This is a genomic window from Phenylobacterium sp., assembly GCF_013822795.1.
In the GTDB taxonomy this organism is placed as follows: Bacteria; Pseudomonadota; Alphaproteobacteria; order Caulobacterales; family Caulobacteraceae; genus Phenylobacterium.
Window position 1 is genome coordinate 15,545 of the sequence record NZ_PNLB01000005.1, and the last position, 18,133, is coordinate 33,677.

Genomic DNA, 18,133 nt, shown 5'->3' on the forward strand with positions numbered 1-18,133 from the left:
AGCCTACTTGCGGCGTTGCTTGCGCGCGGCGTAGCGGGCGTCGCGCGCGGCCTTCTGGGCGGCGCGCAGCTCAAGCTCGGCGGTCTCGGCGTTGAACGCGTCGATCTCGCGCTTGAGCGCGTCCTGCTCGGCCTGAACGCGACGCTTTTCGGCGCGCTCGATCTCGCGCTTGGCGCGGAGTTCGGCCAGCTCGTTGGCTTTGATGGTGGCGCGGTCGGTGCCCGGGTCGGCCGTGACGGTGGGCTTCACCTTCATCTTGGCCAGGAGAGCCTTCTTGGCTTCGAGGGACGCGGTGGCGCGGTCTTGGAAAGTGCTGTTCTTAAGATAACTCATGCGGGCGTCCCCATCTCCCATATCGCTGGAAAATGCAATCGGGAGATGGTGCGTTTGTTCGCCGCGGCGCGTCCGTGTGGCGTGGATGCACGTATCTCCAGACAGGCGCGGGCCGCGCCGGGTCTGGGAGCGTCGCCATGGACGCCATTTCGCGTAGAACCGTTGTATCGACGGGCGTTGCGCTGCTCGGCGCGCCGCGAGCCGCGGCGGCGGCCAAGCTCGCCTTCGCCGTGTTCCGCAACGGCGTGCGGGTCGGCGAACATGAGATGACATTTTCCGGAGCCGACGAAGATGTCGCGGTGCGGACCGAGGTGTCGCTGGTGGTCAAGCTGGGCCCGGTTCCGGTCTACCGCTACGCTCACCAGGCCCTCGAACGCTGGCGCGGGGGCCGATTCTTCAGTCTTACGACCACCACCAACGGCAACGGTAGGCTGCAGCGTGTGGAGGCGCGGCGGGCGCCCGACGCCGTGCTGATCGACGCCGGCGGCGCGCAGATCCGCGCGCCGGCCGCAGCTGTGCCGCTGACCCACTGGAAGGCGGCGGCGCTGAGCGGGCCGCTGTTCAATCCGCAGGAGGGCAAGCTGCTGCGGCTGACGGCGCGGCGGGGCGCGACCGAGCCGGTCAGGCTGGCCAGCGGCGAGGCGATCGCCGCGACGCGCTGGAGCCTGCGCGGCGAGAGCCAGATCGACAACTGGTACGACCAGGGCGGCGTCTGGGCCGCTCTGCGCGGCCGTCTCCCGGACGGCTCGACGATGGAGTACCGGCGGCTTTAAAGCGCCGCCAGCACCGCGTCGCCCATCTGCACGGTCGAGAGCGCGCCGCCCAGGTCGCGGGTGCGGGCGCCGCCTTCCAGCGCCTTGACCACGGCGGCGTAGAGCTTGTCGGCGGCCTCGGCGCTGTCGAGCGACCAGCGCAGGGCCATTTCCAGCGACAGGATCGCGGCCAGCGGGTTGGCCAGGTTCTGGCCGGCGATGTCCGGGGCCGAGCCATGGATCGGCTCGTAGAGGCCGGGCTTGCCGGCGGCGCCAAGCGCGGCCGAGGGCAGCATGCCGAGCGAGCCGGTCAGCTGGGCCGCGGCGTCCGAGAGGATGTCGCCGAACAGGTTGTCGGTGACCATGACGTCGAACTGCTTGGGATTCTTGACGATCTGCATGGCCGCGTTGTCGGCCAGGATGTGCTCAAGCTCGACATCGGCGTATTCGCGCTTGTGCAGGTCGCTGACCACTTCGCGCCAGAGAAGGCCGCTGTCCATGACGTTGGACTTCTCGGCCGAGTGGACCTTGTTGCGGCGGCCGCGGGCCAGCTCGAAGGCGACGCGGGCCACGCGCTCGATCTCGGCGGTGGTGTAGACCTGGGTGTCGACAGCGCGCTTGCCGCCCTCCGGCAGCTCTTCGATGAAGCGCGGCGAGCCGAAGTAGATGCCGCCGGTCAGCTCGCGGACGATCATGAAGTCGAGGCCTTCGACCAGCTCGCGCTTGAGGCTGGAGGCGTCCGCCAGGGCGTTGAAGCACAGCGCCGGGCGCAGGTTGGCGAACACTTCCATGCCGGCGCGCAGGTTCAGCAGGCCAGCTTCCGGGCGCTTGTCGCGCGGGGCGCCGACCCACTTGGGACCGCCGACCGCGCCCATCAGCACGGCCTTGGCGGCCTTGGCCGCGGCCAGGGTTTCGTCGGTCAGCGGGACGCCATGGGCGTCGTAGCTGGCGCCGCCGAACAGCCGCTCCTCGATGGCGAGGTCCGGGGTCAGGGCCTCGGCCACGCGGCGGACCTGCGCGGTCACTTCCGGGCCGATGCCGTCGCCGGGCAGGAGGAGCAGGTCGGTCATGTGGGAAACCTTGTAAAAGTCACGCGCCTAGAGCTGGCGTTCGGAGGCGATCTCGTAGGCGAAGAGCCGGCGATCGGAAACCCCGAAGGCGGGCCAATGGCTGCGCCAGGTCGCCATGTGGGGTGTTTGGAAATGAGCATCGAGCGCGGTCTGGTCGCGCCAGGCCTCGAACACCCGGATCAGGCCCGGATCGAGCACGTCCTCGGCGTAGGAGTATTCGAGGCAGCCGTCCTCGGCGCGGCTGGCGTCCAGCATGGCGCGCATGTGCGGCCGGAAGTCGTTCAGGACCTCCGGCGGCACGCGCACCGTGCCGGCGATGATCAGGCTCACGCCCGCTCCAGCCAGGGCTGGCTGATGGCGCGCTTGCCTTCGAAGACGTCGATGGACGGGGCGGCCTGCAGGGTCTCGCCGATGGCGTCGAGGCCGTTGAGCATCTTGTCCTTGCGGGACGGGTCGATCTGGAAACTGAAGGTCTTGCCCGACGGCGAGACCACGGTCTGGGCCTCCAGGTCGACCGTGACCATGTGGTTGCCGCCCTTGGCCTCTTCCATAAGATCCTGAACTTCCTCGGGTTTCAGGACCACCGGCAGCAGGCCGTTCTGGAAGCAGTTGTTATAGAAAATGTCCGCGAAGCTAGTCGAGATCACGCAGTTGATCCCGAAATCCATTAGCGCCCAGGGGGCGTGCTCACGCGAGGAGCCGCAGCCGAAGTTGTCGCCGGCGACCAGCACGCCCGCGCCCTTGTACTCGGGGCGGTTCAGAACGAAGTCGTTCTTTTCCTTGCCGTTTTCATCGAAGCGGAAGTCGTAGAACAGGCCGCGGCCCAGGCCCTCGCGTTCCACGGTCTTGAGGAACTGCTTGGGAATGATCTGGTCGGTGTCGATGTTCGCCAGCGGCAGCGGGGCGATCTTGGCGTCGAGGCGGGTGAAGGCTTGCATCAGTTGGTCTTAGCAGGAGTTTGAGGTTGGGTCTGCGTGATGGTCCAGCGTTCGACGCGGGAAATGTCGCCCAGGATTACGGTCGAGCTGCACTGAACCTTGAGCGCCAGGCCGGTCGGAACGTCGATCTCATGCCGGCATTCCTCCCTCTGGTCAAAAGGCAGCTGCGTCACCGACTTGTGCAACGTCTTGGCCTGATCCTTCGAGAGGTCGTCGAACGCGCCGGTCGCAATGTCGGCGACGCTGCGTCGCGCCGACTCCGGGTCCAGCTGTTGGGCCCAGTCGATGACGGCGCGGTTCTTCGCAGCATCGCGGGAGACCAGGGTGAAGCTGCCCTTGGCGGCCATCGGAGGGCCGCCGAAGGAGCTCTGCACAGCGTCTTCGTAGGTGATCGTCTTGCGGAGCTTGAGCGACAGCCCTTGGCCTAGGCTGGTGCGGCGGACGTCGCGCATGGCGAGTTCATCGACCATCCCCTTGAAGATCGCGGCCTTGCCTGGTCCCACCGTCGCCGGGTCGGGGGAGTTGGGAGAGGTCCGCTTGAGCATGGCGGCGACCGCGTCGCGGACTTGAGCTTCGTTGCGTATCCCGGTCGGCTGAAGGGCCTCATCGACCGTCAGCTCGATCGGCACGCCGAGGTTCAGGGCCTGGACGGCGTCGTCCGGAACGCCGTCTCGCCCCGCGATCGACAGCTGGTGCACGGTCACGACGCCCGGCTCCCAGACCAGCTGCGAGGTGGTGGTCGTGCCGACGATCTCTTTCGCCCCAGCGCGATTGGTCTCGACCGTGTGCTCGACGGTCATGGTCCAGGTCGCGCCGTCGTCCAGCCTCACCGGGAAACCCTCGGCGGCGGCGGGCGCTGCGAGCCCTCCCAGCGCTGCGGCCAGTACGGCCGCGGCCGGCTTCACGGCCGGGCGCCCTGCGAGATGAGGAGGGTGGGCGCGGACGCAACCCCTGATCGTATCGTGCAGACGCGGGTGCCGGGCTTTCGGCCGGTTTTCACCTCGGAAACGTCGAAACCTGCCGAAGCGATGCGGGCCTGGGCGGCGTCGATGTCGGCCACTTGCCAGGCAAGGCCTCCGAAGGTGTCCGGAGCGTCGGAAACCTGCCGGTCGAGGCGGGCGGCGAACTCCACGACGCTATCGGCGCAGCGGAAGAATAGCTGCCGGACCTTCCAATCAGGGTTGGAGCGGTCGAGCCGCAGGTCGAGCCCGAGCTTGGCGCCGTAGACGCCCAGCGCCCGGTCCGGGTTGGGGGTGTAGATCACCACGTGGTCGAGCTGGGCGATCGGCGCCTCGCCGGTCGGCTCAGACTGCGGCCAGGCGACGCCGTCGCGGGGCGGGGCGGTAAGCAGGATGTTGATCCCGCCGGCGGCCGCGGCGTCGAGGGTGCTGGTCGTCCAGTAGCGCTTGCGGCCGTCGTCATGCGTCGAGCGCACCGAGCGCGGCGCCGAGCCGCCGATCCCGCGCCGGGCCAGCAGGGTGTGCGCGGCCTCGATGTCCGGGGTGGTGAAGGCGATCGCCCAGATGCCTTCGCCGTGGGCGTCGAGATGGGCGCGGATGGTGTCCCCGAACGCGCCCTCGCCGTCCGCAGCGATGACGTCGAGCGCCATGTTCGGCAGCTGGAACCAGGCGTGCCGCGCGCCGCCGTCGCCGCCGACCCAGTTGGGGGCGAGGCCGAGCAGCCGCGTGTAGGCGTCGATGGCGGCGGGCAGGTCACGTACCGCCAGGGCGATGTGGTCGAGTCCAGAGATCACAGCGCGGCCCAGTAGGAGGGGGGATCGGGTTCGGGTTCGCTGGCGTCGAACAGCAGCCGCAACGAGGCGACGACGAACGCCGCGCCATAGAGGACCAGCAGGGCCAGGCCAGCGGCGCCGAAGCCCACCCGCCAGCGGCGCTGGACGGCGGGGTCGACCAAGAGGCGGCCGTCGGCCCGCAGGCCGAGCACCTTGCCGTTCAGGAGCTCGGCTTCAATCCGGGAGCCGCGCTCCAGACGGATCAGCGGGAACGGGCTGCCGCAGTTGCGTTCGATGCGGCAAGGCAGGATCAGCGGGCTGGCGGTGGTTTCGAGGTTGATCCCGAAACTGCGGCCGAAGGCGCCGACCTTGTCGATGTGCTCAAGCTCGCCGACGACGGTGCGGCTGGGGCCGAGGTCGGCGCGCAGGCCGGTCGCCATCAGCCAGACGCCGGCGGCGAGAATCGGCGCGCAGAGGGCGATCATCGCGGCTTCGACCGGCTTGTCGAAGCGATCGCGGTCCTCGAAGGCGGCGAGGCTCTGGCGCATGCGGAAGATCACCGCCAGCAGCCCGACCACCAGGATGTAGCCGCCCAGCAGCATCAGCGGCCCGATCTGGCCGGGTCCGCTGCCGAACATGCCGCCTTCGCCCATATAGGCGGCGGCCATGGCGCCGAGACCGGCGCAAAGGATGGGAAGCCCCCACCAGACGAGAAAGCTGGTGCGGGCGCTCATCATCACATGAAGTTCCTGACGTCGGCGATATGGCCGGCGATGGCGGCGGCCGCGGCCATGGCCGGGCTCATCAGATGGGTGCGTCCGCCACGGCCCTGGCGGCCCTCGAAGTTGCGGTTCGAGGTCGAGGCGCAGCGCTGGCCCGGCGTGAGGCGGTCGGGGTTCATGCCCAGGCACATCGAGCAGCCCGGCTCGCGCCAATCGAAGCCGGCGGCCTTGAAGATGGCGTCGAGGCCTTCTTCCTCGGCCTGGGCCTTCACGAGGCCCGAGCCCGGCACGACCATCGCCCGCACATGCTCAGCGACCATCTTGCCGTGGACGAAGGCGTGCTGGACGACCTTGGCGGCCTCGCGCAGGTCCTCGATGCGGCTGTTGGTGCACGAGCCGATGAACACCACGTCGATCTTGGCGTCCTGGATCGGCTGGCCGGCGGTCAGGCCCATGTACTCAAGGGCGCGGGCGGCCGAGGCGCGCTTGTCCGGGGTGGCGAAGCTGTCGGGATCGGGCGCCACGTCGGTGACGGCGATGACGTCCTCAGGGCTGGTGCCCCAGGTGACCAGCGGGGCGATCTTGTCGCCGTCGATGACCACCTCGCGATCGAACACCGCGTCCTCGTCGGTGAACAGCGTCTTCCAGTAGCCGAGCGCCATTTCCCAGGCCCCGCCCTTGGGCGTGGCCGGGCGGCCCTGCATGTAGTCGAAGGTGGTCTGGTCGGGCGCGACCAGGCCGGCGCGGGCGCCGCCCTCGATGGTCAGGTTGCACAGCGTCATGCGGCCTTCCATCGACAGGTTGCGGATCGCCTCGCCCGCATACTCGATGACGTAGCCGGTGCCGCCGGCGGTGCCGATCTCGCCGATGATGGCCAGGGCGATGTCCTTGGCGCCGACGCCGGGGGCCAGGGTCCCGTCGACGGTGACGCGCATGTTCTTCGCCTTCTTCTGGCGAAGCGTCTGGGTGGCCAGCACGTGCTCGACTTCCGAGGTGCCGATGCCGTGCGCCAGGGCGCCGAACGCGCCGTGGGTCGAGGTGTGGCTGTCGCCGCAGACGATGGTCATGCCCGGCTGGGTGCGGCCTTGCTCGGGACCGACGACGTGGACGATGCCGTTGCGGATGTCGCCCATCGGGAAGAACTCGATCCCGTTGTCCTTGACGTTGCGCTCGAGCGTCTGGAGCTGCAGCCGCGCTTCGTCGTCAGCCACGGCGGCGACGCCCTTAGCCTGGCCTTCGGTCGGGATGTTGTGGTCGGCGACCGCAAGCGTGCGGTCCGGACGCCGTACCGGCCGATGGTTGGCGCGAAGGCCGGCGAAGGCCTGCGGGGTGGTGACCTCGTGAATGAGGTGCAGGTCGATATAGAGGATCGTCTCGCCGTCTTGTTCTTCGACGACGTGCGCGTCCCAAATCTTGTCGTAAAGCGTCTTTCCAACCATGGCCGGCATCTAGACCCTTTCCGCCACAGGTGGAAACACCTGAACCGGATAAATTAACCCGCTTGCGTGGCGTTTTGGGCGCGAACCGCGCGTCGTCGTGCGCCGATCTCTTGTCGGGGTGGAAAATCCCGCCCCCACCTGCATTTGCCGAATTTTGCAGATCGGCTATTCATAAGCGCATGGCGAACGCCGATTGGGACCTGTTCCAGAGCCTGCATGCCGTGCTTCAGGCTGGCAGCCTGTCGGCGGCGGCCAAGGCGCGTGGCCTGACCCAGCCGACCCTGGGTCGCCACATCGAGGCGCTGGAGCAGAAGCTGGGGGCGCCGCTGTTCCTGCGCTCGCCCCGCGGCCTCACCCCGACCGACCTCGCCCATCAGCTGGAAAGCCATCTGGCCGAGATGCACGCCGCCGCGGCCGCGGCGCTGCGCGACGCCTCCGGCTCGGCCGACCAGCTGAAAGGCGCGATCCGCATCACCGCCAGCCAGATCATGGGCGCCGAGGTCCTGCCGTCGATCCTCGGGGCCTTCCGCCGTGAGCACCCCGAGATCGATATCGAGCTGGTGCTGTCCAACCGCGCCGAGGACCTGTCGCGACGCGACGCCGACATCGCCGTGCGCATGGTGCGTCCGACCCAGGGGGCGCTGGTCGCCCGCAAGGTCGGCAACATCGGGGTCGGGTTCTATGCCTCGCCCGAATACATCGAGTGCTTCGGCGCGCCGCAGACCCTGGAGGAGCTGACCGAGCACACGGTCGTCGGCTTCGACCGTGAGACGCCGGCGCTGCAGGCCCTGGCCGACCTGAAGTTGCCCTGGGAGGTCAGCCGCGAGCTGTTCGCCTTCCGCTCGGACAACGACCTGGCCCAGATCGCCGCGATCCGGGCCGGGGTCGGAGTCGGCGCCTGCCAGCACCAGATCGCCCGCCGCTACGGACTGACGCCGCTGCTGGCCAACGCCTTCGGCTTCGAGCTCGAGGTGTGGATAGCCATGCACGAGAACCTGCGCGGCCACCGGCGCATGCGGCTGATGTTCGATCACCTGGTCGCCGGCTTCCAGGCCTTCATCGCCGAGGGGCGCAAGGCGTAGGTCCCGATGGCCGCGCGTATCCATATCGTCGGGGCCTCGTCCTCGGGGACGACCACCTTGGGCGCGGCGCTGGCCGAGCGGCTGGCGGTCGCGCACCTCGACACCGACGACTTCTTCTGGGAGGCGACCCAGCCGCCGTTCACCGCCAAGCGCCCCGAGGCGCAGCGGGTGGCGATGATGGAAGCGGAGGTGGCCGGGGCGCCGTCGTGGGTGATTTCCGGCTCGCTGATCGGCTGGGGCGACGTGTTCGTCCCGCGCTTCAACCTGGTGGTCTTCCTGCACGTGCCGCACGCGGTCCGGATGGCGCGGCTGATGGCCCGCGAGCGGGAACGGTATGGCGCGGCGATCGAGCCGGGCGGGGCGATGCACGCGGCGCACCTTGAATTCCTGGCCTGGGCGCAGGCCTACGAGACGCCGGGCTTCCCGGGCCGCAGCCTGGAGCGGCACCGGGCCTGGCTGGCGGCGCTGAGCTGCCCGGTGGTGGAGATCGTCGGCACGCCGAGCCTGGAGGAGAGCGTGGCGCGGGTGCTGGCGGCTGTGGGGTCGGATCGATGACGTCCCTCTCCCCGCTTGTGGGGAGAGGTTAGGTGAGGGGTTGCGCTGCGGAGCAGCGCCTTGCTGAGGTCGGTGGCGCGGCGAGGCCCTAGCCCCCTCACCCTACCCTCTCCCCGAGGGGAGAGGGAAAAGGACGCTAGCGCGTAAGCAAGCCCGGCAGCTGCGCCATGGCGGTGAAGATCTCGGCGCCGGCTTCGGCGAGGTGACGGCCGCCGTCGGGGGCGTAGCCGAGGGCGCGCATGCCGGCGGCCTTGGCGGCCTGGACGCCGGCCAGGGAGTCCTCGACCACGACGCAGCGGATCGGATCGGCGCCGAGGGCCCGGGCGGCGTGCAGGAAGAGGCCGGGGTCGGGCTTCCAGCTGCCGACCTCGTAGGCGCTGAAGATCCGGCCTTCGAAGCGCGTGGCCAGGCCGGTCAGGCGCAGGGTCTGGTCGAGCTTGGCGAGCGGTCCGTTGGAGGCGACGCAGATCGGCGCGGCGATGGCGTCGAGCGCGGCGTGCACGCCCTCGACCGCGCGCAGGTCGGCTTCGAAGGCCGCGGCGGTGGCGGCGCGGACCTCGGCGATGAAGCCGGGCGCGACCGGCGCGCCGGCGCGGCGTTCGATCTCGGCCACGCAATCGGCGATCTTCAGGCCGCGGAACACGGCCAGCGCCTCGGCCGCGTCCATCGGCGCGCCGGCGGCGGTGGCGGCCTGAGCCATCACCGCCAGGGCGATCTCCTCGCTGTCGACCAGCACGCCGTCGGAGTCGAAGATGACCAGATCGACCATCACGCCTAGCCGCGCGCGACGTGCATCATGTTCGAGCCGCCGCTGGCGACCAGCCGGCCGTCGGCGGTCCAGACTCGGGCCTGGCCGTGGATCAGGCCGGCGATGGCCGTGTCGGCGTGGGCGTCGACCAGCAGCCAGTCGGCCGGGCCGGCGCTCTGGTGGAACCAGACGGTGACGTCGAGACTGGGGGCCACATAGTTGGGCCGGTCGGCCAGGCCGCGGTGGTGGGTCGGCCAGAGCAGGGTGTCGATCAGGATCAGCGGCCGGCAGGCGTCGAGGAAGGCGTCGCCGCGCTCATAGCCGACGAAGCTGTACCACTCGCGCAGCAGGGCGGGGCCCGGCGGGCGCGGCTGGTCCCAAGGGATGAAGTTCAGCGGCTTGGAGTCGATGTTGTTCCAGAAGCCGCTGATCTGATCCTTGCCGACGTGCTCGGCGATGGTCTTCAGGCCCTCGGGGCCGGCGACGTCGGGCATCACCGCCTGCGTGGTGACCGGGCCGGCGTCCTTGCTGGTGGTCCAGACTTGGGCCTGCAGGAAGGTCTTGCCGTCCTGGACCAGGGCGACGTTGAGCAGCCAGGCGTTACGGCCGGTCTTCACCGGCGTGACCTGCGCCTCCACCGGCGCGAACTTGGCGACCGACAGGTACTGGACCGAGATGGTCGCCGGACGGTGGCCTTCCGGGACCACGGCGCTGGCCGCGCGCAGGGCGACCGAGGCGACGTAGCCGCCGTTCGGGCCCCAGATGTTCCAGTCGCTGTGCAGGTCGGCCCGCAGGACCTCCCCGTCGCGGACCACCGCGGTGTCGAGCTGAAGCGCGCCCATCTGCATTTCCCCCACTGCAATCTGGCGGGGCAGATAAGCCAAGCTTCGCCATTGGCGGTAGTGCGGCGTGAGCACACCGGCCAGCAATCGCGTGCGACGGGCGGTTCGCGGTCGATTGCGGCGGCGGCCTCGCGCTAGAGAGCCGGCAGGAGGCCTGACCCATGCTGACCGGCGGATGTCTTTGCGGCGAGGTGCGCTATGCGGCGCAGGGCGAGCCGATCAATGTGCGCGTCTGCCATTGCCGGCTGTGCCAGCGGGCGATCGGGGCGGCGTTCAACGCCCGTGCGCTCTATGCGGTCGAGGCCGTGAGCGTGAGCGGGCCGGTCGGGACCGCGCACTCCTCCGAGGGGCTGAAGCGCGGCTTCTGCACCCAGTGCGGGACGACGATCTTCTCCAAGCGCGAGGCGCTGGGGATCATGGGCCTGACCAGCGGCAGCATGGACGACCCGAGCGGCTTTGCGCCGAGCGACCACATCTGGGTGTCGAGCAAGCAGCCCTGGCTGAAGCTGGACGACGGCCTGCCGCAGTATGCGGAAGGACCGCCGGCCTAAGTCCTCAGTGCGCGTCGTCCCAGTTGGCGGCGGCGCGGGCCTCGACGACCAGCGGCACCGACAGGGCCACGGCCGGTTCGGCGGCGCGCTCCATGACCTTCTTGATGACGGCGATGGCGGCGTCGGCCTCGGCTTCCGGGGCTTCGAAGACCAGTTCGTCGTGCACCTGCAGCAGCATGCGGGTTTCCAGGCCCGCCTGCTTCAGCGCGTCCGGCATGCGGATCATCGCCCGGCGCATGACGTCGGCGGCCGCGCCCTGGATCGGGGCGTTGATCGCCGCGCGGTCGCCGAACGCGCGCTCGGCCTGCGACTTGGAGGTCACCGCCGGGATGTGGACCTTGCGGCCGAAGATGGTGGTCACGAAGCCCTGGGTGCGCGCCGCCTGCTTGGTGCGGTCCATGTAGGCGCGGATGCCGGGGAAGCGCTCGAAGTAGGTCTTGATATAGGCCCCGGCCTCGTCCTGCGGGATCGACAGCTGGTTGGCCAGACCGAAGGCCGAGATGCCGTAGACGATGCCGAAGTTGATCGCCTTGGCGCGGCGGCGGGTCTCGGAGGGCATGCCCTCGATCGGCACCCCGAACATCTCCGAGGCGGTGGCCGCGTGAATGTCGTGGCCCTCCATGAAGGCCTTCTTCAGCTGCGGGATGTCGCCGACATGGGCGAGGATGCGCAGCTCGATCTGGCTGTAGTCGGCGCTGATCAGCACATGGCCCGGCTCGGCGATGAAGGCCTTGCGGATCTTGCGGCCTTCTTCCGTGCGGATCGGGATGTTCTGCAGGTTGGGGTCGTTGGACGACAGCCGCCCGGTGGTGGTCGAGGCCAGGGCGTAGGAGGTGTGGATCCGGCCCGAGCGGTCGGCGATCGCGCTCACCAGGTTGTCGGTATAGGTGCCCTTCAGCTTCGACAGCTGGCGCCAGTCGAGCAGCACGCGCGGCAGTTCGTGGCCCTGGGCCGCCAGCTCCTCCAGCACCGAGGCGTCGGTGCCCTGCGCGCCGGTGGCGGTCACCCGCTTCGAGGCCAGGCCCATCTCGCCGTACAGCACTTCGCCGATCTGTTTGGGGCTGCCGAGGTTGAACGGCCGGCCGGCCAGGCGGTGGGCCTGCGCCTCGAACTCGCCCATCCGCACCGCGAAGTCGTAGGAGAGCTTGCGCAGGGCGTCGGTGTCGACCTTGATCCCCTCGTTCTCCATCGCCGCCAGCACCGGCGGCATGCCGCGCTCCAGGGTTTCGTAGACGGTCAGCAGGCCTTCGTGGGCCAGGCGCGGGCGCAGGTGCTGGTAGAGCCGCAGGGTGACGTCGGCGTCCTCGGCCGCGTAGCAGGTCGCCGGCTCCAGCGGCACGTGCTTGAAGCTCTTCTGCGACTTGCCGGTCCCGGTCACCGACGAGAACTTGATCGGCTCGTGCTCCAGCCAGCGCTTGGAGAGCTCGTCCATGCCGTGGCTTTTGTGCAGCCCGCCCTCCAGGGCGTAGCTGATCAGCATGGTGTCTTCGATCGGGGCCACGGCGACGCCGTGGCGGGCGAGGACGGCGATGTCGTACTTGGCGTTCTGCGCCACCTTCAGCACGGCCGGATCTTCCATCAGCGGCTTCAGGCGGGCGATCACTTCGTCCAGCTCCAGCTGGTGGATCGCCTCGGGCGCCTCGAACTCCAGACCGCCGGTGCTCTCGTTCTCGTGGCCGACGGGGATGTAGCAGGCCTCGCCTGGGGCCACGGCCAGCGACACGCCGCAGAGGTTGGCGTTGGCCGAGGACAGGGCGTCGGTCTCGGTGTCGAAGGCGACGACGCCGGCGGCCCTGGCGCGGGCGATCCAGGCGTCGAGCGCCGCCAGGTCGCGGACGCAGACATAGTCGCTGGGATTGATCGCCGTGGCGACCGGCGCGGGCGCCGGACGGGCCACGGGCGCAGGGGCCGGAGTCGCCGAAGCGGCCGCGCCGCCGCCGGCCACGCGCCGAGCCAGGGTGCGGAACTCCATCTCCTCGAGGAACGCGGCCAGCTCCTCGGCGTTCGGGTCGTCGACCACCAGGGCGTCGATCGGCTCGGGCAGCGGGGTGTCGCAATCGAGGCGGACCAGCTCGCGCGACAGGCGGATCTGGTCGGCGAACTCGATCAGGGTGTCGCGGCGCTTGGGCTGCTTGATCTCGCCGGCGCGGGCCAGCAGCGTGTCGAGGTCGCCGTACTCGTTGATCAGCAGGGCGGCGGTCTTGACCCCGATGCCCGGCGCGCCCGGCACGTTGTCGACGCTGTCGCCGCAGAGGGCCTGGACGTCGACGACCTTTTCCGGCGGCACGCCGAACTTCTCGATCACCTGCTCGCGGCCGATCTTCACGTTCTTCATGGTGTCGAGCATCGACACCTTGTCGCCGACCAGCTGCATCAGGTCCTTGTCGGACGAGATGATCGTCACCTCGCCGCCGGCGTCGCGCACCTTGCAGGCATAGGCGGCGATCAGGTCGTCGGCCTCGTAGCCGGGCAGCTCCAGGCTGGGGATGCCGAAGGCGCGGGTGGCGCGGCGCATCAGCGGGAACTGCGGGACCAGGTCCTCGGGCGGCGGCGGCCGGTGAGCCTTGTACTGGTCGTAGAGCTTGTTGCGGAAGGTCTTCTCCGAGTGGTCGAAGATCACCGCCAGGTGGGTCGGCGCCTCCGGCTGCGCCTTCATGTCGACGAGCAGCTTCCACAGCATGTTGCAGAAGCCGCTGATCGCCCCGATCGGCAGGCCGTCGCTCTTGCGGGTCAGCGGCGGCAGCGCGTGGTAGGCGCGGAAGATGTAGCCCGAGCCGTCGACCAGGTAGAGCCGCACGGCCGGGCCGTCCTGGGTCGGTTCACGGGGGATGTCGGCGAGGGTCGGAGCGTCGAGGGGCGCGTCGGTCATGGCGGGAACATAGGGTGCACGGCGGCGAAGGTCATCCGCCGCGTGGCGCCGCGCCGCGGGTTCGCCGGGTGAGCCGTTATACGTAAAATACGTAAAGTATAGGCAAAGTAGTCGCGGGGTGAGTTCGCGTCGTTAGTGATCGTGTTGTAACTTCGAATCAATACAATCATGAGAAGTTGTCGCGATCATTCTCGGGGAGTGGGTGGTTCGTGGAGATTCTCGGACTCTGCTTCAGCAGTCGTGTCGACGGCGTCGCGACGGGCCACGACGACGCCCTGGTGGTGATCTCTTATCTGGTGGCGGTGGTGGCTTCCTTCACCGCCCTGGACATGGCCGAGCGGCTGCATTCGGCCCGGGGGCCGGCGCGGCGGTTCTGGCATCTCGGCGCGGCCGGGGTGCTGGGCGGCGGGGTCTGGTCGATGCACTTCATCGCCATGCTGGCCTACCGCACGCCGTTCAAGGTCGAGTACGATCCGGGCCTGACCATCCTGTCGGGCGCCATTGCGGTGATCGCCACGGCCGGCGGGCTGAAGGCGATTTCCGACGGCGGCGGCTGGCGGCGGATCCTGACCGGCGGGACCCTGGTCGGGCTGGGCGTGGCCGTCATGCATTACATGGGCATGGAGGCGATGCGGCTGCCGGGCGAGGTCTACTACCGGCCGGGCTTCTTCGGGCTGTCGGTGCTGATCGCAGTGGCCGCGGCCAGCGTCGCCCTGTGGCTGGTGGTCAATCTGCGCACCACGCGCCAGCGGGCGGCGGCGGCGATCGTGATGGCCGCGGCGATCTGCGGCATGCACTTCACCGCCATGGCCGGCACGGTGATCGTGGCTGGACCGGGGGGCGCCGACGCTGACGGGCAGCTGGTCTCCGGTTCGCTGCTGTCGGCGACGATCGCGGCGTGCACGGCGCTGATCCTGACCGTCGGGCTGATGTGCGCCTATATCGACCGGCGGCTGGAGGCGCGATCGCTGGCCGAGGCCGAGCGGTTGCGCGCCGCGAACGGCCAGCTGGAGGCGTCCGTTGCGTCGCGGACCACGGACCTGACCACCGCCCTGGCCGCGCTGGACGAGCAGCGCCGCCGGGCCGAGGACGCCAATCGCGCCAAGTCCGACTTCCTGGCCAATATGAGCCACGAGCTGCGCACGCCGCTGAACGCGGTGATCGGCTTCGCCGACATCTTGCGCCTGCGCGGCAGCGAGCCGCTGACCGAGCGCCAGGCGGAGGCGGTCGAGCAGATCCATACCGCCGGCCGCCACCTGCTGGCGCTGATCGAGGAGGTGCTCGACTTCGCCAAGATCGAGAGCGGCAAGGTCTCGGTCTCGATCGAGGCGATCGACCCGCAGGAGGTGGCCCAGGCCCTGGCCGGGACCTTCCGGCCGATGGCCGATCGCGCCGGGATCAGCGTGACCGTCGCCGAGCCGGAGGTCGAGCTGGCGGTGCGCGCCGACCACCTGCGGCTCAAGCAGGTGCTGGCCAACCTGATCTCCAACGCCATCAAGTACAACCGCCCGCGCGGCGCGGTGGAGGTGACCGCCCACGCGCGCGGCGATCGGGTGCTGATCAGCGTGCGCGACACCGGGCTCGGCATTCCGACCGGGCGCATGGCTGACCTGTTCGAGCCGTTCGAACGGCTTGGCCGCGAGGGCTCCGGCGTCGAGGGCGCGGGCCTGGGCCTGGCGCTGACCCGCCGGCTGGTGGAGGCGATGAACGGCAAGCTCGATGTTCAGAGCCTGGAGGGCGTCGGCTCGACCTTCATCGTCGACCTGCCGGCCGCCGAGCCGGCCCAGGTCGCGACCCGCGACGAAGACCGCCGCCAGGCGATGACCGGGCAAGCCCCCGACGCCGTGGTGCTCTACATTGAGGACAACGCCTCGAACATCCGGCTCATGCGCCACATCGCCGAGGCGCTGGGCAGCCTCGACCTGCATGTCGCCGAGCTGCCGATGGAGGGCTTGGAGCTGGCCGCCCGGCTGCGCCCGGACGTCATCCTGCTGGACATCAACCTGCCTGGCATGGACGGCTTTCAGGTCAAGGCGCGGCTCGAAGCCGACCCGGCGACCCGCGACATCCCGGTCATCGCCATCTCGGCCAACGTGCTGGCCGAGACCGTGACCCGCGGCAAGACCTCGGGCTTTCACGGCTACCTGACCAAGCCGATCAACATCGAGGCCCTGGTCGCGGCGATCACCGCGGCCGTGGAGCCCACGCCCCCGCCGGCCGCGGTCAACGCCTAGCCGAAGCGTCTATCCAAAGCGCTTGTTGAGGTCCGGCAGGCCCTGCCCGGCTTGGGCCAGGGCGTTCGCATCGCCGCTGGCCAGGAACTCGCTCATCGCCCGGCCGAGCGCGGCGTAGGCGGCGCGGAACGGGGCGGTGGCCGAGGACAGCCGCCGCACGCCCAGCGCCTGCAACCGCGCGGCGCTCGGCGCGCCGCCGCGGCCCATGACGTTGAGGGGCAGGACGATGTCGCGGGCCAGGGTCCCGAGCAGGGCCTCGTCGACCGGGCCGGGCACGAAGATCCCGTCGGCCCCGGCCGCGCGGTAGAGTTCGGCGCGGCGCAGGGTCTCGGCCAGGGCGGCCTCGCCCTCCGCAAGACCACGCAGATAGACGTCGGTGCGGGCGTTGACGAACAGGTCGGCGCCGGCGGCCTTGCGGACCGCCTCGATCTTGCGGGCGTGCAGGTCGGGGTCGCGGCCGCCGTCCTCGAGATTGATCCCGACCGCGCCGGCGCCGACGACGCCCTTGATGGTCTCGGCGACGGTGGCGAGGTCGTCGGAATAGCCGCCCTCGATGTCGGCCGTCAGCGGGACCTTGAGCACGCGGGCGATCTCGCCGATCGCGGCGATCAGGGTGGGGACCGGCAAGAGGTCGCCGTCGGCATAGCCGTGGGCCCAGGCGACCGCGGCCGAGGAGGTGGCGAGCGCCTTGGCGCCGGCGTCTTCCATCAGCGCCGCGCTGGCGGCGTCCCAGGCGTTGGGCAGCACGAGGATCTGCGGACCCGCGTGGAGTTGCTTGAAAGTCTCAGCCTGGCTCATGAACGCCTCCTCCTGTTGATCAGGTGAAGACGATATAGGCGCCGGACCTGTGACATTCCGGCGGAAATCGGCCGTGGTCAGCGCGCTGCTGACAGCGGTGTGTCAGTGGCCGTGCGGACCTTCGTAGACGCCGGGGGCCAGGCGCTCGTCCTCGGGGCCTTCCGAGCCTTCGGGCAGCACAAAGCGGCGGTCGCAGTACGGGCATTCAACGAACGAAGCCTCGCCCATCTCCAGCCACACGCGCGGATGGCCCAGCGCGCCGCCGACGCCGTCGCAGGCGACCCGGCCCGAGCGCACCACCACCACTTCCGACGGCGGCAGGTCCGGCGTCTGCGCGCCCTTGGCGGGCATGGGCTCCAGTTGCGAGGAGCGGCCTTGGTCGGGAACGGGGGCTTTACGGGCCATTCTTGAACTCTCCGGCGGCGGAAGCTTGGCGGATGCGCCGCACGCGCCTAGGTATTCGACCACGGCTCGACCCGTCAATGCACGCCCCGGACACAAAGAGACGCATGGACCTACCTGAGTTCGCCATCGAGGCCGAAGGCGTCGTGAAGATTTACCCGGCCACCAAGACCGCGCCGGAGATGCACGCCCTGCGCGGGCTGGACCTGAAGATCCCGCGCGGGTCCATCTTCGGCCTGCTGGGTCCCAACGGCGCGGGCAAGTCGACCTTCATCAACACCCTGGCTGGGCTGACCAAGAAGACCGCGGGCACGGTGCGGATCTGGAACCGCGACATCGACGAGCGCCCGCGCGACGCGCGGGCCGCGATCGGCGTCGTGCCGCAGGAGATCGCCGCCGACCCGTTCTTCACCCCGCGCGAGTCGCTGGAGGTGCAGGCCGGCATGTACGGGGTGCCGCCGAGCGAGCGCCGGACCATGGAGCTGCTCAATGCGCTGGGCCTCGGCGACAAGGCCGGGGCCTATGTCCGTCAGCTGTCGGGCGGCATGAAGCGCCGCCTGATGGTCGCCAAGGCGATGGTGCACAACCCGCCGGTGCTGATCCTCGACGAGCCGACCGCCGGGGTCGACGTCGAGCTGCGCCGCCAGCTGTGGAACTATGTGGTCGAGCTGAACCGCAAGGGCGTGACCATCGTCCTGACCACCCACTACCTGGAGGAAGCCCAGGAGCTCTGCGACCAGATCGCCATCGTCAATCGCGGCGAGGTGGTCGCCTGCGAGCCGACCTCCAGCCTGCTGCGCCGGCTCGACACCCGCAACGTGGTGGTCACGCCGGAAGAGCCGCTGATGGTTCCGCCGGAGCTGCCGGGGTTCGAGACCAAGCCGCGGGCTGGCGGGGCGTTCCAGGTCACCTATCGGACCGGGCAGTCGAGCGTCGAACAGGTGCTGGCCGCGGTGCGCGCCACCGGCCTGCACATCAAGGACATCGCCACCGAGGACCCGGACCTGGAGGACGTGTTCGTCTCGCTGACCACTGCCGGCGCCTGAACCCTTCCGTTTCGCTTAGC

Annotated in this window: 19 protein-coding genes; 6 read left to right on the plus strand and 13 right to left on the minus strand. The window is 69.8% G+C overall.

The annotated features are described in order from the left end of the window. Positions 1–3: 3 nt before the first annotated feature. Entirely contained in the window at positions 4–333 is a 330-nt protein-coding gene (locus C0481_RS05690; protein WP_293401558.1) for a DUF6481 family protein, read from the minus strand. A 137-nt stretch (positions 334–470) separates the two neighbouring features. On the opposite strand from C0481_RS05690, the gene C0481_RS05695 reads away from it, so the two are divergent. After that, positions 471–1,106 (plus strand): DUF6134 family protein, encoded by a 636-nt coding sequence (locus C0481_RS05695; RefSeq protein ID WP_293401560.1) that lies wholly within the window; start codon positions 471–473, stop codon positions 1,104–1,106. Here the strand turns inward: C0481_RS05695 and leuB are convergent. The 7 genes from leuB to leuC are packed head-to-tail and all read right to left on the minus strand — an operon-like array spanning position 1,103 to position 6,986. Further along, positions 1,103–2,155, minus strand: a complete 1,053-nt coding sequence (gene leuB / locus C0481_RS05700) for a 3-isopropylmalate dehydrogenase (protein WP_293401562.1) — start codon at positions 2,153–2,155, stop codon at positions 1,103–1,105. The genes C0481_RS05695 and leuB overlap by 4 nt on opposite strands. 27 nt (positions 2,156–2,182) lie before the next feature. Continuing rightward, the gene (locus tag C0481_RS05705; protein ID WP_293401564.1) at positions 2,183–2,485 is read right to left on the minus strand and encodes a putative quinol monooxygenase; all 303 of its coding nucleotides are present in this window, start codon (positions 2,483–2,485) and stop codon (positions 2,183–2,185) included. Further along, positions 2,482–3,093, minus strand: coding sequence for a 3-isopropylmalate dehydratase small subunit (gene leuD / locus C0481_RS05710; protein WP_293401566.1), 612 nt, complete (start codon positions 3,091–3,093; stop codon positions 2,482–2,484). Before leuD ends, C0481_RS05705 begins: the two co-directional genes overlap by 4 nt. Next, a complete protein-coding gene (locus C0481_RS05715) occupies positions 3,093–3,998 on the minus strand; it encodes a hypothetical protein (RefSeq protein ID WP_293401568.1) in 906 nt (301 codons plus the stop codon). Before C0481_RS05715 ends, leuD begins: the two co-directional genes overlap by 1 nt. Next, positions 3,995–4,846 carry a VOC family protein gene (locus C0481_RS05720; RefSeq protein ID WP_293401570.1) on the minus strand — a complete coding sequence of 284 codons (852 nt, stop codon included), beginning with the start codon at positions 4,844–4,846 and terminating at the stop codon, positions 3,995–3,997. The genes C0481_RS05715 and C0481_RS05720 overlap by 4 nt, the downstream gene beginning before the upstream one ends. After that, on the minus strand, positions 4,843–5,565 hold the full coding sequence (locus C0481_RS05725) for a hypothetical protein (protein ID WP_293401572.1): 723 nt from the start codon (positions 5,563–5,565) through the stop codon (positions 4,843–4,845). Before C0481_RS05725 ends, C0481_RS05720 begins: the two co-directional genes overlap by 4 nt. Further along, positions 5,562–6,986 carry a 3-isopropylmalate dehydratase large subunit gene (gene leuC, locus C0481_RS05730; RefSeq protein WP_293401574.1) on the minus strand — a complete coding sequence of 475 codons (1,425 nt, stop codon included), beginning with the start codon at positions 6,984–6,986 and terminating at the stop codon, positions 5,562–5,564. Before leuC ends, C0481_RS05725 begins: the two co-directional genes overlap by 4 nt. A 179-nt stretch (positions 6,987–7,165) precedes the next feature. Here leuC and C0481_RS05735 point away from each other — a divergent pair, with 179 nt between their 5' ends. Then, positions 7,166–8,068, plus strand: a complete 903-nt coding sequence (locus C0481_RS05735) for a LysR family transcriptional regulator (RefSeq protein WP_293401576.1) — start codon at positions 7,166–7,168, stop codon at positions 8,066–8,068. A 6-nt stretch (positions 8,069–8,074) separates the two neighbouring features. Further along, complete coding sequence (locus tag C0481_RS05740; RefSeq protein WP_293401578.1) at positions 8,075–8,623, plus strand: hypothetical protein; 549 nt, start codon at positions 8,075–8,077, stop codon at positions 8,621–8,623. 136 nt (positions 8,624–8,759) lie between these two features. Here the strand turns inward: C0481_RS05740 and C0481_RS05745 are convergent, their stop codons facing one another. After that, on the minus strand, positions 8,760–9,392 hold the full coding sequence (locus tag C0481_RS05745; protein WP_293401580.1) for an HAD family hydrolase: 633 nt from the start codon (positions 9,390–9,392) through the stop codon (positions 8,760–8,762). 5 nt (positions 9,393–9,397) lie between these two features. Beyond that, entirely contained in the window at positions 9,398–10,213 is an 816-nt protein-coding gene (locus C0481_RS05750; RefSeq protein ID WP_293401582.1) for a thioesterase family protein, read from the minus strand. A gap of 161 nt (positions 10,214–10,374) precedes the next feature. Between C0481_RS05750 and C0481_RS05755 the strand changes: the two genes are divergently transcribed. Further along, the gene (locus C0481_RS05755; protein ID WP_293401584.1) at positions 10,375–10,764 is read left to right on the plus strand and encodes a GFA family protein; all 390 of its coding nucleotides are present in this window, start codon (positions 10,375–10,377) and stop codon (positions 10,762–10,764) included. Between the two features lie 4 nt (positions 10,765–10,768). Here the strand turns inward: C0481_RS05755 and polA are convergent, their stop codons facing one another. After that, positions 10,769–13,633 (minus strand): DNA polymerase I, encoded by a 2,865-nt coding sequence (gene polA, locus C0481_RS05760; protein ID WP_293401586.1) that lies wholly within the window; start codon positions 13,631–13,633, stop codon positions 10,769–10,771. A gap of 209 nt (positions 13,634–13,842) precedes the next feature. Here polA and C0481_RS05765 point away from each other — a divergent pair, with 209 nt between their 5' ends. Beyond that, positions 13,843–15,867 carry an MHYT domain-containing protein gene (locus tag C0481_RS05765; RefSeq protein WP_293401588.1) on the plus strand — a complete coding sequence of 675 codons (2,025 nt, stop codon included), beginning with the start codon at positions 13,843–13,845 and terminating at the stop codon, positions 15,865–15,867. A 9-nt stretch (positions 15,868–15,876) separates the two neighbouring features. Here C0481_RS05765 and C0481_RS05770 read toward each other — a convergent pair whose 3' ends face one another. Both C0481_RS05770 and C0481_RS05775 read right to left on the minus strand, forming a co-directional pair. Then, entirely contained in the window at positions 15,877–16,665 is a 789-nt protein-coding gene (locus C0481_RS05770) for an isocitrate lyase/phosphoenolpyruvate mutase family protein (RefSeq protein ID WP_293401590.1), read from the minus strand. 102 nt (positions 16,666–16,767) lie between these two features. Further along, a complete protein-coding gene (locus C0481_RS05775) occupies positions 16,768–17,016 on the minus strand; it encodes a zinc-finger domain-containing protein (RefSeq protein ID WP_293401917.1) in 249 nt (82 codons plus the stop codon). Positions 17,017–17,174: 158 nt separating this feature from the next. On the opposite strand from C0481_RS05775, the gene C0481_RS05780 reads away from it, so the two are divergent. Further along, entirely contained in the window at positions 17,175–18,113 is a 939-nt protein-coding gene (locus C0481_RS05780; RefSeq protein ID WP_293401592.1) for an ABC transporter ATP-binding protein, read from the plus strand. The last annotated feature ends 20 nt before the right edge of the window (positions 18,114–18,133 follow it).

What these genes read in the sequence shown, in the direction of transcription:
- C0481_RS05690 (WP_293401558.1), bottom strand. Translation starts at nt 333, where the DNA reads ATGAGTTATCTTAAGAACAGCACTTTCCAAGACCGCGCCACCGCGTCC.
- C0481_RS05695 (WP_293401560.1), top strand. Translation starts at nt 471, where the DNA reads ATGGACGCCATTTCGCGTAGAACCGTTGTATCGACGGGCGTTGCGCTG.
- leuB (WP_293401562.1), bottom strand. Translation starts at nt 2,155, where the DNA reads ATGACCGACCTGCTCCTCCTGCCCGGCGACGGCATCGGCCCGGAAGTG.
- leuD (WP_293401566.1), bottom strand. Translation starts at nt 3,093, where the DNA reads ATGCAAGCCTTCACCCGCCTCGACGCCAAGATCGCCCCGCTGCCGCTG.
- leuC (WP_293401574.1), bottom strand. Translation starts at nt 6,986, where the DNA reads ATGGTTGGAAAGACGCTTTACGACAAGATTTGGGACGCGCACGTCGTC.
- C0481_RS05735 (WP_293401576.1), top strand. Translation starts at nt 7,166, where the DNA reads ATGGCGAACGCCGATTGGGACCTGTTCCAGAGCCTGCATGCCGTGCTT.
- C0481_RS05740 (WP_293401578.1), top strand. Translation starts at nt 8,075, where the DNA reads ATGGCCGCGCGTATCCATATCGTCGGGGCCTCGTCCTCGGGGACGACC.
- C0481_RS05745 (WP_293401580.1), bottom strand. Translation starts at nt 9,392, where the DNA reads ATGGTCGATCTGGTCATCTTCGACTCCGACGGCGTGCTGGTCGACAGC.
- C0481_RS05750 (WP_293401582.1), bottom strand. Translation starts at nt 10,213, where the DNA reads ATGGGCGCGCTTCAGCTCGACACCGCGGTGGTCCGCGACGGGGAGGTC.
- C0481_RS05755 (WP_293401584.1), top strand. Translation starts at nt 10,375, where the DNA reads ATGCTGACCGGCGGATGTCTTTGCGGCGAGGTGCGCTATGCGGCGCAG.
- polA (WP_293401586.1), bottom strand. Translation starts at nt 13,633, where the DNA reads ATGACCGACGCGCCCCTCGACGCTCCGACCCTCGCCGACATCCCCCGT.
- C0481_RS05770 (WP_293401590.1), bottom strand. Translation starts at nt 16,665, where the DNA reads ATGAGCCAGGCTGAGACTTTCAAGCAACTCCACGCGGGTCCGCAGATC.
- C0481_RS05775 (WP_293401917.1), bottom strand. Translation starts at nt 17,016, where the DNA reads ATGCCCGCCAAGGGCGCGCAGACGCCGGACCTGCCGCCGTCGGAAGTG.
- C0481_RS05780 (WP_293401592.1), top strand. Translation starts at nt 17,175, where the DNA reads ATGGACCTACCTGAGTTCGCCATCGAGGCCGAAGGCGTCGTGAAGATT.